Here is a 15,004-nt window from a genome sequence, read left to right on the forward strand (position 1 = left end):
GGTCACGCGCTGACCGGCGCCTCCATTCGCCGGCACGCCTGGGCGTAGGACACCGGGGTCATTCCGATGGCCGCCGTGAAGTCGCGGATGAAGTGGCTCTGGTCGAAGTAGCCGAGCTCGGCAGCCACCTCCGCCCACGGCCGGTGCTGCTCCCGCGCCAGCACGGCGGCGGCCTCGTGGAGGCGGTAGCGGCGCAGCACCCACTTCGGGCTGACCCCGACGTACCGTTGGAACAACCGCTGCAGGGTGCGGGAGTTGACGTTGAACATCTCGGTGACGTCGTCGACGCGAACGATCGTGCGGTCGTGCAGCAGCGCGGCGACGATGCGCTGGACGAACTCCACCTGCGGGTCGGGCTGCGGCCAACGCTCGTGCAGGAACTCCTCGACGAGCGCGACGCGCCGGTCGACGCCGGACGTGGCGGCCATCCGCTCGGCGAGCGAGGCGGCGGCCGGGCCCCACAGCTCCTCGGCCGGCAGCACGGTGTCGGTGATTTCCGAGAGCGGCCTGCCGAGGAAGGGCAGGAAACCCCCGGGGCGGAACTTGATCCCGAACACCCCGCCCACGCCCCGGTAGGTGTAGGTGAACCGCTCCCGGCCGACCCCGTGCACGGTGAGCCGGCCACGGTCGAGCACGACGTTGACGCACGGGTGCGGCAGCAGCGTGATCGAGGACTCGCGGCCCGGTGGGACCTCCCACGACACGACCCAGTAGCGCTCCACGAGGCCGGACATGTCGGCTGCGGCCGGGTACCGGTCGAGCGAGAAGTGCTCCGCCCGGCTCTGGTCGCGCACGCCGAGCACGCCGTACTCGCTGGTGGTGGCGACGTCCGGCTCGGGCACCGCACCAGTGTCCCGGACCCGTCCGACACTCACCGACGCCGCAGCTGCATCTCCTCCAGCCGCCGGATCCGCTCCCGCAGCGGCGGGTGGGTGGAGAACAGGCGCGTGAGCTGCTCCCCGGCCCGGAACGGGCTGGCGATCATCAGGTGCGACTGCGACACCAGCTGCGGGTCGGGCGGCAGCGGCGCGAGCTGCGTGCCGCGCTCCAGCTTGCGCAACGCGGACGCCAGCGCGAGCGGGTCGCCGGTGAGTTGGGCGCCGCTCGCGTCGGCCTGGAACTCCCGCGACCGGCTCACGGCCATCTGGACGACCCCGGCCGCGACCGGCCCGAGCAGCGAGATCAGCAGCAGGGCGACCGGGTTGGGACGGTCCTCGTCGCTTCCGCCGAAGAGGCCGGCGAACATCGCGATGTTGGCCAGGAAGCTCACCATCGAGGCGAGCGCGCCTGCCACCGACGAGATGAGGATGTCGCGGTTGTAGACGTGGGACAGCTCGTGGGCGAGCACGGCGCGCAGCTCCCGCTCGTCGAGCATCTGGAGCAGGCCGGTGGTGGCGCAGACGGCGGCGTGGCGCGGGCTGCGCCCAGTGGCGAACGCGTTGGGCGCCGCCGTAGGGCTCACGTACAGGCGCGGCATCGGCTGGCGCGCCGTCCGCGACAGCTCCCGCACGATCCGGTACATGACCGGGTGCTCCGGCTCGCTGATCGGCCGGGCGTGCATGGCGCGCAACGCGATCTTGTCGGAGTTGAAGTACGCGTAGCCGTTGATGCCGAGCGCCACGAACAGGGCGATCACGAGCCCCGTGCGGCCTCCGAGAAGCGAACCGACGAGGAGCACGAGCGCCGAGAGACCGCCCAGCAACACGGCTGTCTTCAGCCCGTTCATCGACTTGTGCACTTCCGGGTCCTTCCTCCCCCGGCTTCTTCAACGAGCAACCACCAGGCCGTGTTCCGCTGGTGATCCGCTCGTGACCCACATCGGCGGAGCAAGATCATCGCCTCGGGACATCCCCGGCCGGATGCGGCCGGGAGTGCACCCGGCAGGCGATCAACTCCCGAGCCCTGGACCGGTGATCACCGGTCGGGTTCATGGACGGCCGCATGTGGCCGGCGACGCACCAGTCTGGTGATCACGGCTGATGGCGCCGTGCCGACCGGCCGCCGGACGAAAGATCATCGGGTCGGCACGCGCACGGCCGAATGCGGCCGGGAATGCACCGAACCGATGATCATGATCAGATCTCGCCACCACCGTGAGCGACGCCTCGCCGCGCGGCTGCGCCATCCGGGGCAGGATGCGGGGATGGCCACCGACGTCCGCACGAGGACGACCGACGGCGTCGCCGTCCTCACGCTGTCCAACCCCGAGCGGCGCAACGCACTGAACATCGAGCTGTCCGCGAAGCTGGCAGCGGCCGTGCGCGCTGCGGCCGCCGACGACGCGGTCGGCGCGATCGTCGTCACCGGTGAGGACCCCGCGTTCTGCGCGGGCGGCGACCTGAGCGAGCTCGCCACCGCGGACACCGACACACTGCACACCGTCTACGCGGGCTTCGTCGCCATCGCCGAGTGCCCCCTGCCGACGATCGCGGCCGTCAACGGGGCCGCCGTCGGCGCGGGGTTGAACCTCGCACTGGCCTGCGACCTGCGGCTGGCCGGGCCGCGGGCGCGGTTCGAGTCCCGGTTCCTCCCGCTCGGCCTGCATCCCGGCGGCGGCTATACGTGGATGGTGCAGCGGGTACTCGGCCCACAAGGCGCTGCCGCGCTCACGCTGTTCGGCGATGTCGTTGACGCCGGCGAGGCGGCGCGGATCGGGCTGGTGCACCGTGTTGCGGACGATGTCGTGGGAGCCGCCGTCGAGCTCGCCGCCCGCGCGGCAGCGGCGCCGCGTGACCTCGTGCGAACCACGAAGGCCACGCTGCGGCTCACGGCCGGGATGGCGACCCAGGCCGAGGCCGTCGAGGTCGAGGTGCGGGCGCAGGCCGATTCCGTGCGCTCCGCGGAGTTCCGCGACCGCCTCGCCGCCCTCCAGGCGACGATCAGCAGGTCGGGCCGGTAACACGGTGTTGCGACCGTGCGAACGATCGGGTGTGACATCGATCGGGGGCCGACGACACTCCGACGCAGCGCGAGCTAACGTGGACAGACAACACAAAGCACGCCCCGTCGACCCGAGGACCGACCTCGAATGACTTCTGACACCGCCGTCGATCATCTCTCAGCACCGTCCGGCGGCGGACGTGAGGTAGTGGAGCGCGACCGCGTCGTCATCCGCTTCGCCGGCGACTCCGGTGACGGCATGCAGCTCACCGGAGACCGTTTCACCTCCGAGACCGCGGCGTTCGGTAACGACCTCTCCACACTCCCGAACTTCCCCGCCGAGATCCGGGCCCCCGCCGGCACCCTGCCCGGTGTGTCGTCGTTCCAGCTGCACTTCGCGAACTACGACATCCTCACGCCCGGCGACCGGCCCGACGTCCTCGTCGCGATGAACCCGGCCGCGCTGAAGGCCAACGTCGGCGACCTCCCCGCGGGCGGCATCCTCATCGTCAACACCGACGAGTTCACCAAGCGCAACCTCACGAAGGTCGGCTACGAGTCGAACCCGCTCGAGGACGGCTCGCTCGAGCAGTACGCGGTGTTCCCCGTCGCGATGGCCACGCTCACCAAGGGCGCGCTGGAGGAGACCGGGCTGTCGAAGAAGGACGCGGAGCGGGCGAAGAACATGTTCGCCCTCGGCCTGCTGTCCTGGATGTACCACCGCCCGCACGAGAGCACGGAGCGGTTCCTGCGGGAGAAGTTCGCCCGCCGCCCCGATCTGGCCGAGGCCAACATCCTCGCCTTCAAGGCGGGCCACGCCTACGGCGAGACCACCGAGGCGTTCGCCGTCACCTACGAGGTGGCGCCCGCCAAGCTGGACGTGGGCACGTACCGCCAGATCACCGGCAACACCGCGCTCGCCTACGGCATCGTCACGGCAGGGCAGCTGTCCGGGCTGTCGGTGTTCCTCGGGTCGTACCCGATCACCCCCGCGTCGGACATCCTGCACGAGCTGTCCAAGCACAAGTCCTTCGGCGTCACCACGTTCCAGGCCGAGGACGAGATCGCCGGCGTCGGAGCGGCGCTCGGCGCGGCGTTCGGTGGCGCGCTGGGCGTCACCACCACGTCCGGGCCGGGCATCTCACTCAAGTCCGAGACGATCAGCCTCGCGGTGGCGCTCGAGCTGCCCCTGCTGGTCGTCGACGTGCAGCGCGGCGGTCCGTCCACCGGCCTGCCCACCAAGACCGAGCAGGCCGACCTGCTGCAGGCCCTGCACGGCCGCAACGGCGAGGCGCCGCTGCCGGTCATCGCGCCGCGCTCGCCCGCCGACTGCTTCGACGCCGTGCTGGAGGCCGTGCGGATCGCCGTCACCTACCGCACACCCGTGATCCTGCTGTCCGACGGCTCGCTCGCCAACGGGTCGGAGCCGTGGAAGGTGCCCGACGCCACCACGCTCCCGACGTTCGACCCCGGCTTCGCCACCGCACCCAACGCGCCCGACGGCTCCGGCGAGTTCTGGCCCTACCTGCGCGACGACGACACGCTCGCCCGTCCGTGGGCCGTGCCCGGCACGCCGGGTCTGGAGCACCGCATCGGCGGCCTCGAGAAGGCCGACGGCCGCGGCGGCATCTCCTACGACCCCGACAACCACGACCGGATGGTCCGGCTGCGCGCCGCCAAGATCGACGGCATCGCGGTGCCCGACATCGAGGTCGACGACCCGGACGGGGACGCCGAGCTGCTCGTGCTGGGCTGGGGCTCGACGTACGGTCCCATCGGCGCGGGCGCCCGCCGGGTCCGCGCGCTGGGCCAGAAGGTGGCGCAGGCACACCTGCGACACCTCAACCCGTTCCCGGCCAACCTCGGCGACGTGCTCGCCCGCTACCGCACCGTGGTGGTGCCCGAGATGAACCTCGGGCAGCTCGCGCTGCTGCTGCGCGGCCGCTATCTCGTCGACGTCAAGAGCTACACCAGGGTCTCCGGTCTGCCGTTCAAGGCCGAAGAGCTGCAGGACCTGTTTCTCGATTACCTCAACGGGGTGCGAGCATGACCGCCATCGACCTCGGGCTCCCTCAGCTGGGTGGGCTCGACGGGGTCCCGACCACCGACCAGAAGCAGACCGCCAAGGACTTCACCTCCGACCAGGAGGTGCGCTGGTGCCCGGGCTGCGGTGACTACGCCGTGCTCGCCGCCGTGCGTCAGTTCCTGCCGACGCTGGGCATCAAGCGCGAGAACACGGTCTTCGTGTCCGGCATCGGCTGCAGCTCCCGGTTCCCGTACTACCTCAACACCTACGGGATGCACTCGATCCACGGGCGCGCCCCCGCCATCGCCACCGGCCTCGCCACCTCGCGGCCCGACCTGTCGGTCTGGGTCGTCACCGGCGACGGCGACGCGCTCTCCATCGGCGGCAACCACCTGATCCACGCCTTGCGGCGCAACGTCAACCTCAAGATCCTGCTGTTCAACAACCGGATCTACGGCCTGACGAAGGGCCAGTACTCGCCGACCAGCGAGGAAGGCAAGGTCACCAAGTCCACGCCGATGGGCTCGATCGACCACCCGTTCAACCCGATCTCGCTCGCTATCGGCGCCGAGGCCACCTTCATCGGGCGCGCACTCGACTCCGACCGCAAGGGCCTCACCGAGGTGCTCGGCGCGGCAGCCGCCCACCGCGGCAGCGCGCTCGTCGAGATCTTCCAGGACTGCCCGATCTTCAACGACGGCAGTTTCGACGTGTTGCGCAAGGGCGAGGAAGCCGAAGAGCGCGTGATCCCGGTGCGCCACGGTGAGCCCATCCGCTTCGGCCCAGCGGCCGACGACGGGCTGGGCAGCTACGCGGTCGTGCGCGAGGGCTTCGGGCTCACCGTCGCGAAGATGAACGAGGTGGACGCCGACCAGGTCGTCGTGCACGACGCCACCGACGTCAACCTGGCATTCGCCCTGTCCCGGCTGTCGGACCAGGACCTCAACCACACCGTCACCGGGATCTTCCGCAACGCCGACCGCGTCACCTACGACGACGCCGCCCGCGGTCAGGTGGACGAGGCCAAGGCCAAGGGCAACGGCGGCCTGCAGGCGCTGCTCAACGGCCGCGACACCTGGACGATCGCCGGCTGACAGCCTCATCACGCAGAACGGGCCCCGCCGATATTCCGGCGGGGCCCGTCCCGTTGTACGGCGTTGATCAGCCGAACAGCGACGTGACCAGCGACTGGATCAGACCGAGCGGGCCGCTGGGAGCGGGCTCCTCGGCCGGGGCCGGGGTCGGCTCGAGCGTCTCCAGCTCGTCCTCCGGCTCCGTCGTGGTGTCGGTGTCCGAGTCGGTCGATTCCGAGTCGGACGTGGAGTCCGACTCCTCCGACGTGCCGTTCGACTCGTCCGTGGTCGAGTCCTCGGTGGTGTCCTCCTCCGGCTCCGAGGTCGACTCGGCGTCCGACGTGGACTCCGTGTCGTCCTGCTCGGGGAGGGTGGTCGACTCGGGCTCAGCGGGCGCCGCGATCGGGGGGAGCGGAAGCGTCTGCGAGGCGTTCGCCTCGGCAGCCGACGCAACACCGGCCGAAGCCAGAATCGCGAGAAGTGCAGTCGCACCGACGGTCAGAGTCCTCTTCAGCATCTTTTCCTCACCATCGTGAACATGCGGTTCACGATTGCGGTTGTCACCTGATGGGGGAGCGGGGAGCCGCCGGTGAGGCTAGGGGCCTCTCACCAATCGTGACACTCGGGTCACACGATCGAGTGGTGATCCATCACTGAAGCGGATCTTGCTTCGTTTACGGTGCGATCCAGGAGTGCTGCCCTAGGAGTTCCACGCCGTGAAGCCGGCGGCGCGGGCCTCGTCCTCGGTGCGGAACCACGCGTCCCCGCGCGTGCGGACGTAGTAGGGCGAATCCGGAGTGTGGAAGCGCCGCGAACCCTCGTTGGCCTTGATCTGGTGGACCGGGGACGGGCTCGAGCCGTCCGCGGTGGGGAGCAGCGAGCCGGGGTACGGGCCGGGGGTTGCGCTGGCGGCAGACACCGCCGCGGCGGCGGCCGCCAACGAGCTCGCCGGACCGACGAGGCCGGTGTCGAGGGCCGCGAGCGCCGATCCCGCAGGCTCCGGCGGCTGTGGCTCGGCGGCCTCTGCCGACTCGGTCGCCGATCCGGCCGGCGGCTGCTCCTCGCGAGGGGACGGGATGCTCGGGGCCACAGGCTCGGGTGCTGGGGCCGGGCCCTCCGACGACGCGGCACCGGAGCGGTCCTCGTGCGCGAACACCTCCGGCTCGGCGGCACCGGCCGAGTCGGCGGCAGCGCGGATCTCGGCGCCCGGATCGGCGGATTCCGATCGCTCCGCGGGAGAGACCTCCTCAGCGACCCCGGCATCGACGTCCGTGGCCGTCTCACGGCCGGCCGCAGCGGCGGCTGCTGACGCGGCGGGACGCTCATCCGGCTGTTCCGTGGTCCGGTCGTCGGCATCGCCACTGTCGTCCGGTGCGGGAGCACGCTCCTCCGGCTCGTCGAGCGTCGATACGTCCTTCTCGGCGCGGACAGCGGCCACGGCCCCGGCTCCCACCGCCCCTGCCGTGCCTCCCGCCGCCGCGGCAGCGATCTCGACGTTCGCCGCCGACGACGCGGGCACCCGGCGCCGCCGGGTACGCAGCAGTGCCACCGCGACGAGCAGCGCGATGACCACGACGACGAGTACCACCCACCACCAGCTCTGACCCACGACGCATCCCTTTCTGCGAGCGGCCGGTCCGGTGCTTACCACGATCCGTCGGGGTGCACAGGTGCGAACGCGGCCCGACCACCCGGCCGGGCACCATGATCACCTGCTTTCGTCGGTGGTCTGCTCGTCGACGGGGCCGCCCTGTGCGGGGATCTCGACGGTCGGCGGCGCCTCCGGGCGGTACGCCCCGCCTGCCGCCCCGAGGCGGTCCAGCGCACCGGCCGCGCTCGAACCGGCGCGGCGGGATGCGGGTTCGCTCCCGTGCGTATCGAGGTTCGCGAGTGCCGGCTCTGCCGGCGCGGGCGGCTCGGCCGGTGCCGGTTGCTCGATGCGGGGCAGGCTCGTCGCCTGGCGATGGATCCGCGGCGGCGGCGGACGGAACAGCGGATGTGCGCGCGCCCGTGGGCGTCCGCGGACGAACAGCATCCACGTCACCGCGGAACCCACGAGGAACGCGATCGCACAGAGGAACCAGACTTGCGCGAACGTCTCGACCATGCCCTCCTCCTATCCGATCGTGATCTCGACACGCCGGCTCTCCTCGGGGGTGGCGAGCGGCCGCGCGGCCCCGACACCGCGGGCGGTGATCCGCTCGGCCGGGACACCGGCTGCCACGAGTGCCTCCGTCACGCAAGCGGCGCGCTGGTCGGAGAGCCGCTGGACGGCGTCCGGGCCCCCGGGGGTGTCGGCGACGTGGCCCTCCACCAGCACCGGCACCGCTGGGCCCGCCACGAGCAGCTCAGCGACCCGCCGCACCGTGTCGGCCGCCGGCCCCGCGAGCATCGCCGAGTCGGCGGTGAACCGGATCGGCTGCGTGGCCAGCACCTGCGCCACCTCGGCGAGCGTCGGATCCGGCGGCTGCGCGGGCGCCGGATCCGACGCGACGACGGGCGCAGGCGCGGATGCGGGCGCCGACGGGGCCGCGCTGGGCGGCTCGGCCGGTGGCGCGCTGACCCGCGCCGCCACCGGCGGTGCCGCCGACGTGGGCGGATCGGCCCACAGGAGCGCGAGACCCGCGAGGACGGCGGGCACCGCGAGCAGCGCCGCGAACCACCACACGCGGGCATGCGCCACAGTGACTCCCTGACCCTCCGCAGTTAGCCCACTACCGTGGCATGACACGCGGCCTCAGACCAGGGCTTGTCCGGTGGGGGCGGGTCCAAAGTTCAGGAACGCCACGTTCCTGAACCTCAGCGGCGCCTTCTCAGGCCGTGCGGTCCACCACGTACGTCGTGAGGGAGGCCAGTGCCTCTGTGGCCGGGCACGCTGGGAGCTTGCCCAGTTCGGCCCGTGCCGCGGCGGCCTGGTCGGCCAGCACGTCCCTGGCGCGGGCGAGACCGCGGCCGGTACGCAGGAGCTCCAGTGCCTCATCCACCTCGCCGTCGTCGGTGATGGGGCGGGCGAGCAGCACGCCGAGTCGCTCGGCCTCCGGCCCGCTGTCCTGGAGGGCGTAGAGCATCGGGAGGGTGTGGATGCCCTCGCGCAGGTCGGTGCCGGGCGTCTTGCCGGAGCTGTCGGACGGGGAGGCGATGTCGATGACGTCGTCCGAGATCTGGAAGGCCGTGCCGATCGTGGCGCCGAAGCGGCGCAGTGCCTCCACGTGTTCCGGCGCGCACCCGGAGAACATGCCTCCGTAGCGCCCCGAGGTGGCGATGAGCGAGCCGGTCTTCTCCGCGATGACGGCGAGGTAGTGCTCAACGGGGTCCTCGCCATGGCGCGGGCCACGGGTCTCGCGCATCTGCCCGGTGACGAGCTCGGCGAAGGTCTCCGCGATGATCCGCACCGCGTCCGGGCCGAGGTCGGCAACGAGCCGCGACGCGTGGGCGAAGAGGAAGTCCCCGGTGAGGATGGCGACGGTGTTGTCCCACCGGGAGTTGGCGCTCTCCGCACCGCGCCGCATCGTGGCCGAGTCCATGACGTCGTCGTGGTACAGCGTGGCGAGGTGGATCAGCTCGACCACGGCGGCCGCCGTGTGCACGTCGTCGTCATCGGGCCGGGGCCCTACCTGGGCGGCGAGCAGCGTGAAGAGCGGACGGAACCGCTTGCCACCCGCGTCGATGAGATGCAGCGACGTCTCCGTGACGAACTGGTAGTCGCTGTGCACCTCCCGGTGCAGCAGCTCCTCCACGCGGGAGAGGCCCTCCGCCGTGGCAGCGGCGAGCCCCGGGTCTGCGAGCTCGACGCCCGCAATCGCGTTCGCGTTCACATCCCCCAGCTTTTCACGCTCTTCAGCCCGCGAAGCCGCCACCCGCAGCCCAGTTCAGGGCCAGGGTCGGCGCGATGCCGAGCAGTAGCGTGACGATCACACCGAGCGTGATCGCCGCGGTGGTGAACGCCCCGGGCACGGTGACGGTCGGGCCGTCGGGGGCAGGCTCGCTGAAGTACATCAGCACGATCACCCGGACGTAGAAGAACGCCGCCACGGCGCTCGCCACCAGCGCGATCACCACGAGCGGCGCCATCCCGTCGCCGAGCGCAGCGGCGAACACCGCGAACTTGGCGGTGAACCCGCTCGTGAGCGGGATGCCGGCGAGCGCGAGCAGCAGGAACGTCATCACGCCCGCGACGACCGGCGAGCGCTTCGCGAGCCCTGCCCATTGCGAGAGGTGGGTGGCCTCGCCGTCGGCGTCGCGGACCAGGCTGATCACGCCGAACACGGCGATGGTGGTGAAGCCGTATGCCAGCAGGTAGAACAGCGTGCTCGAGACGCCCGCGTCCGTGATGGCGATGGCGCCCAGCAGCAGGAAGCCCGCGTGCGCCACCGACGAGTAGGCGATCATGCGCTTGATGTCGGTCTGGGTGAGCCCGAGCACGGCGCCGATCGCCATCGAGGCGATCGCGACGGCCCACAGCACGCCGCGCCACTCCCAGCGCATGTCGCCGAACGCGACGTGCAGCACGCGCAGGATCGCCCCGAAGGCGGCGATCTTCGTGCAGGCCGCCATGAACGCGGTGACGGGCGTGGGAGCGCCCTGGTAGACGTCCGGGGTCCAGGTGTGGAACGGCCCGACCGAGCCCTTGAACATCAGGCCGACCACCAGCAGCGCGAGCCCGCCGAGCAGCAGCGCGTCGGACGCCGCGCTGCCGACGGAGGCCTCGGCGATCTCGGTGAACCGCACCGACCCGGCGTAGCCGTAGATCAGCGCGAGCCCGTAGAGGAAGAACGCCGACGCGAACGCGCCCAGCAGGAAGTACTTGACGGCCGCCTCCTGCGAGAGCAGCCTGCGGCGCCGGGCGAGGCCGCACATGAGGTACAGCGGCAGCGACAGGACCTCGAGCGCCACGAACATCGTCAGCAGGTCGTTCGCCGCGACGAACGTCATCATCCCGCCGAGCGCGAACAGCGTGAACGGGAAGACCTCGGTCTGCATCGTGGGCGCGAGCCCTGGTGCGCCGTAGCCGCGGTCGTGCGGCGGCTCGGTGAGCCCGCTCGTGCCGCCGCCGACGGCCGCGCGCGACTCCGCCGACGCGAGGATGGCCCCGCCCGGCTCCACGGAGCGGTCGGCGATCAGCAACAGGCCGGCAAGGCCGAGCGCCAGCAGCGCGCCCCACAGGAACAGCGTGGGCCGATCCACGGCGAGCGCGTCGGCGATCGTGGTGATGCCGTCCGGGCTGCTGCCGGCGTACAGGCCGAGCGCGAGCCCGGCTCCGCCGAGCGCGACGACGGAGAGCGCCACCTGCGCCGGCCACCGCTGGTGTCGCGGAAGGAACGCCTCGACGAGCACGGCGACGCATGCCGCGCCGAGCACGATCAGCAGGGGCGCGACCGCGCCGTAGTCGATGGGGGGCACGCTGAGCGCGCCCTGGGCGAGCGGGGTCACCGGGGTCCTCCCACCGGGTCGGGGAGGCCCACCTCGTTCATGGTGGCCACCACCGACGGGTTGATGACGTCGAGCACCGGGCCCGGGAAGAAGCCGAGCGCGATGATCAGCACGATCAGCGGCGTGAGCACGGCGATCTCCCGGCCGGACAGGTCCGGGAAGCCGCCCTTCTTCGCCGCGGCCTCCGGGGCGATCATGGTGCCCGGGCCGCCGGCCCGTTCGAGTGCGCCGAGCACCGCGGCGCCGCGCACCGGGCCCTGCATGGTCTGCTGGTAGACCCACAGCACGTACAGCGCCGCGAAGATGATCCCGACGGTGGCCAGGATCGTGAAGACCGGCTCCCGCGGGAACGAGCCGATCAGCACCAGGAACTCGCTCACGAACGAGTTGGTGCCGGGCAGCGCGAGCGATGCGAGCCCCGCGAGCAGGAACGTGCCCGCGAGCAGCGGCGCGAGCTTGTGCACGCCGCCGTAGTCGCCGATCAGCCTCGAGCCGCCGCGGGTGATGAGGAAGCCGATCCCGATGAACAGCATCCCCGTGGTGATCCCGTGGTTCACCATGTACAGCGCCGCTCCGGCGAACGCCTGGCTGGAGAAGGCGAAGATGCCCAGCGCGATGAAGCCGAAGTGGGCGATCGAGGTGTAGGACACGAACCGCTTCAGGTCGGCCTGCGCCACGGCGACCAGCGCGGCGTACAGGATCCCGATCACGGCGAGCGTGAGCACGAACGGGGCCAGCCGCTGCGACGCGAGCGGGAAGAGCGGCAGGCAGTAGCGCAGGAACCCGAATGTCCCGACCTTGTCCAGCACGCCGACCAGCAGAACGCCCGCCCCGATCGGCGCCTCGGCACCGGCGTCGGGCAGCCAGGTGTGGAACGGCACGAGCGGCGCCTTGATCGCGAACGCGACGAAGAAGCCGAGGAAGAGCCAGATCTGCGTGGACTCCGGCAGCGTGGCGGCGATCGACTGGAGTTCCGCCCAGGAGAAGGTGGCCTCTCCCAGCGCGGTGCCGCTCACGACGTACAGCCCGATCACCGATGCCAGCATGATCAGCCCGCCGAGCAGCGAGTACAGGAAGAACTTCACCGCCGCGTACTGCCTGCGCGGCCCGCCGAAGCGCCCGATCAGGAAGTACATCGGGATCAGCATGGCCTCGAAGAACACGTAGAACAGGAACACGTCGGTGGCGGCGAACACCCCGACCAGCAGGCCCTGGGTGGTCAGGAGCAGCGCGAAGAACCCGGACTCCGTGCGCCCCTCAGGGATCTCCTGGTTCCACGAGAAGCCCATGACGATCGGGATGAGCACCGCGATCAGCGCGAGCATCACCAGCGCGATGCCGTCGATGCCGAGGGCGAAGCTCGTGCCGAACGCGGGGATCCAGGGCACGGACAGCTCGAGCTGGAACCGCATGCCGCGCTCGGCTGCCGCCGGTGAGTACGACAGCCATGCGATGGCGGTGAGCACGAGGGATGCCACCGCGAAGATCATCGCAGTGACCTTGGCGCCGCGCGGGTTGCCCGTCATCGGCGCCACGACCAGCGCGCCGACGAGCGGCAGCACCAGCAGGATCAGGAGAAGCACGGAAGAGCCTCCGGTGGACGTCATGCGAACCGCACCGCCAGCAGCGCCGCGACGACGAGCACCCCGCCGCCGAGCATGGAGAGCGCGTACGAGCGGACGAAGCCGGTCTGCAGCCTGCGCAGGCGGCCCGAGCTGCCCCCGAGCAGGGCGGCGGTGCCGTTGACCACCCCGTCGACCCCGCGGTTGTCGAAGTAGACCAGCGCCCGCGCGAGCCATGTGCCCGGCCGTGCGATGAGTGCCTCGTTGATCGCGTTGGCGTACAGGTCGCGGCGGGCCGCGCGCACCGGCAGCGACACCGGCTCGGGGCGTTCCACCGGAGTGGGCCTGCGCCCCACCGTGAGCCACGCGATCAGCACGCCGAGCGCGGAGAACCCGACCACCAGGAACGGCACGTACTCGTGCGCGATCGCGCCGCCGTGCGGCTCCTCCAGCTCACCCAGTGTGGGAGCGAGCCAGTCGACGAGCAGGTGGCCGCTGGAAAGCACGAAACCGGCGCCGACCGAGCCGAGCGCCAGCACGATCATCGGGATCGTCATCACGGCGGGCGACTCGTGCGGGTGGTAGTCGTGGCCGTCGGCGCTCTTCAGCTTCTCCCAGCGCTTCTCACCGAAGAACGTCATGAACATCAGCCGCGTCATGTAGAACGCGGTGAGGCCCGCCGCGAGCGTGGCCGCTCCGCCGAACACCCAGCCCTGCCAGCCGGGCTGGCCGAAGGCCGCGGCGATGATCTCGTCCTTCGAGAAGTACCCGGACAGGAACGGGAAGCCGATCAGGGCGAGGTAGCCCAGCCCGAACGTCACGAACGTGATCGGCATGTAGCGGTAGAGCCCGCCGTAGCGGCGCATGTCGACGTCGTCGTGCATCGCGTGCATCACCGAGCCCGCCCCGAGGAAGAGCCCCGCCTTGAAGAAGCCGTGGGTGAGCAGGTGGAAGATGCCGAGCGCGTAGCCGGCCGGGCCGAGCCCGACGGCGAGGATCATGTAGCCGATCTGGCTCACCGTGGAGTAGGCGAGCACCTTCTTGATGTCGTCGTAGGCGCACCCGATGATCGCCCCGATCAGCAGGGTGATCACGCCGATCAGCGCGACGACCAGCCGGCCGCTCTCGGTGAGGTTGTAGATCGGGTTGGTGCGCGCGATGAGGTAGACGCCCGCCGTGACCATCGTGGCCGCGTGGATCAGCGCCGAGACCGGCGTGGGGCCCTCCATCGCGTCCGGGAGCCATGCCTGCAGTGGGAACTGGCCGGACTTTCCGCACGCGCCCAGCAGCAGCAGCACGGTGATCGCGACGATCGTGCCGGCGTCGATCTCGCCGATCCGCTCGAAGACCTCCGTGTACTGCAGCGTGCCCAGGTTCATCCAGAGCAGGAAGATCGCGATCGCGAGCCCGACGTCACCGACGCGGTTCATCAGGAACGCCTTCTTCGCGGCGGTGGCCGCGGACGGGCGGTCCTGGTAGAAGCCGATCAGCAGGTAGGACGCGAGACCGACGCCCTCCCAGCCGAGGTACAGCATCACGAAGTTGTTGCCGAGGACCAGCAGCAGCATCGCCGTGACGAACAGGTTGAACTGCGCGAAGAACCGCCTGCGTGCCGACGCGTCGCTGGGCTCGCCGTCCCCGTGCGGGGCCATGTACCCGACGGCGTACAGGTGGATCAGCCCGCCGACGCCGGTGATGAGCAGCACGAACGTGAGCGAGAGCGGGTCGAGCCGCATCCCGAAGTCGATGGACAGTTCACCGACGCTGATCCAGTCGAAGAGTGACAGCTCCCGGGTGCGTTCCTCGGGGGCGAGGCCCGCCGTTTCCAGGAAGATCAGCAGGCCGATCACGAACGACCCGGCCACCGTGAGCACGCCCAGCCAGTGGCCCCACGCGTCCGCGCGTCGCCCGAGGACGAACAGCACGAGCGCCCCTGCGGCGGGAAGCGCGAACAACAGCCAGGCCAGGGAGGCCGTGCCGGTGGCCGCTGCGACGTGTGGCAGCTCGGCGGCGATTACCGCATTCACCGGATC

At 71.0% G+C, this 15,004-nt stretch carries 13 protein-coding genes; 3 read left to right on the forward strand and 10 right to left on the reverse strand.

Going from position 1 to position 15,004, the window contains the following annotated elements:
• Positions 1-2: 2 nt before the first annotated feature.
• Positions 3-842, reverse strand: coding sequence for an AraC family transcriptional regulator (locus K1T35_RS43900; RefSeq protein WP_220257550.1), 840 nt, complete (start codon positions 840-842; stop codon positions 3-5).
• Between the two features lie 29 nt (positions 843-871).
• Positions 872-1,738 carry a zinc metalloprotease HtpX gene (gene htpX / locus K1T35_RS43905; protein ID WP_220257551.1) on the reverse strand — a complete coding sequence of 289 codons (867 nt, stop codon included), beginning with the start codon at positions 1,736-1,738 and terminating at the stop codon, positions 872-874.
• Between the two features lie 405 nt (positions 1,739-2,143).
• Between htpX and K1T35_RS43910 the strand changes: the two genes are divergently transcribed.
• The 3 genes from K1T35_RS43910 to K1T35_RS43920 all read left to right on the forward strand — a co-directional run bounded on the left by K1T35_RS43910 (position 2,144) and on the right by K1T35_RS43920 (position 6,000).
• Positions 2,144-2,899 carry an enoyl-CoA hydratase gene (locus tag K1T35_RS43910; RefSeq protein ID WP_220257552.1) on the forward strand — a complete coding sequence of 252 codons (756 nt, stop codon included), beginning with the start codon at positions 2,144-2,146 and terminating at the stop codon, positions 2,897-2,899.
• A 129-nt stretch (positions 2,900-3,028) separates the two neighbouring features.
• A complete protein-coding gene (locus tag K1T35_RS43915; RefSeq protein ID WP_220257553.1) occupies positions 3,029-4,930 on the forward strand; it encodes a 2-oxoacid:acceptor oxidoreductase subunit alpha in 1,902 nt (633 codons plus the stop codon).
• Positions 4,927-6,000 (forward strand): 2-oxoacid:ferredoxin oxidoreductase subunit beta, encoded by a 1,074-nt coding sequence (locus K1T35_RS43920; RefSeq protein WP_220257554.1) that lies wholly within the window; start codon positions 4,927-4,929, stop codon positions 5,998-6,000. The genes K1T35_RS43915 and K1T35_RS43920 overlap by 4 nt, the downstream gene beginning before the upstream one ends.
• A gap of 67 nt (positions 6,001-6,067) precedes the next feature.
• Here the strand turns inward: K1T35_RS43920 and K1T35_RS43925 are convergent, their stop codons facing one another.
• The 8 genes from K1T35_RS43925 to nuoL all read right to left on the reverse strand — a co-directional run bounded on the left by K1T35_RS43925 (position 6,068) and on the right by nuoL (position 14,974).
• On the reverse strand, positions 6,068-6,496 hold the full coding sequence (locus tag K1T35_RS43925) for a hypothetical protein (RefSeq protein WP_220257555.1): 429 nt from the start codon (positions 6,494-6,496) through the stop codon (positions 6,068-6,070).
• 183 nt (positions 6,497-6,679) lie between these two features.
• Positions 6,680-7,588, reverse strand: coding sequence for a hypothetical protein (locus tag K1T35_RS43930; RefSeq protein WP_220257556.1), 909 nt, complete (start codon positions 7,586-7,588; stop codon positions 6,680-6,682).
• A gap of 99 nt (positions 7,589-7,687) precedes the next feature.
• The gene (locus K1T35_RS43935) at positions 7,688-8,086 is read right to left on the reverse strand and encodes a hypothetical protein (protein WP_220257557.1); all 399 of its coding nucleotides are present in this window, start codon (positions 8,084-8,086) and stop codon (positions 7,688-7,690) included.
• 9 nt (positions 8,087-8,095) lie between these two features.
• Positions 8,096-8,662: an OmpA family protein gene (locus K1T35_RS43940; protein WP_220257558.1), complete on the reverse strand. Its 567-nt coding sequence runs from the start codon at positions 8,660-8,662 to the stop codon at positions 8,096-8,098.
• A 130-nt stretch (positions 8,663-8,792) separates the two neighbouring features.
• Entirely contained in the window at positions 8,793-9,794 is a 1,002-nt protein-coding gene (locus tag K1T35_RS43945; RefSeq protein ID WP_220257559.1) for a polyprenyl synthetase family protein, read from the reverse strand.
• 22 nt (positions 9,795-9,816) lie between these two features.
• Positions 9,817-11,409 (reverse strand): NADH-quinone oxidoreductase subunit NuoN, encoded by a 1,593-nt coding sequence (nuoN, locus tag K1T35_RS43950; protein WP_220257560.1) that lies wholly within the window; start codon positions 11,407-11,409, stop codon positions 9,817-9,819.
• Positions 11,406-13,016 (reverse strand): NADH-quinone oxidoreductase subunit M, encoded by a 1,611-nt coding sequence (locus K1T35_RS43955; RefSeq protein ID WP_220257561.1) that lies wholly within the window; start codon positions 13,014-13,016, stop codon positions 11,406-11,408. The genes nuoN and K1T35_RS43955 overlap by 4 nt, the downstream gene beginning before the upstream one ends.
• Positions 13,013-14,974, reverse strand: coding sequence for an NADH-quinone oxidoreductase subunit L (nuoL, locus tag K1T35_RS43960; RefSeq protein WP_220263237.1), 1,962 nt, complete (start codon positions 14,972-14,974; stop codon positions 13,013-13,015). The genes K1T35_RS43955 and nuoL overlap by 4 nt, the downstream gene beginning before the upstream one ends.
• Positions 14,975-15,004: the final 30 nt, after the last annotated feature.

It is taken from the genome of Pseudonocardia sp. DSM 110487, assembly GCF_019468565.1.
Classification (GTDB): Bacteria; Actinomycetota; Actinomycetes; order Mycobacteriales; family Pseudonocardiaceae; genus Pseudonocardia.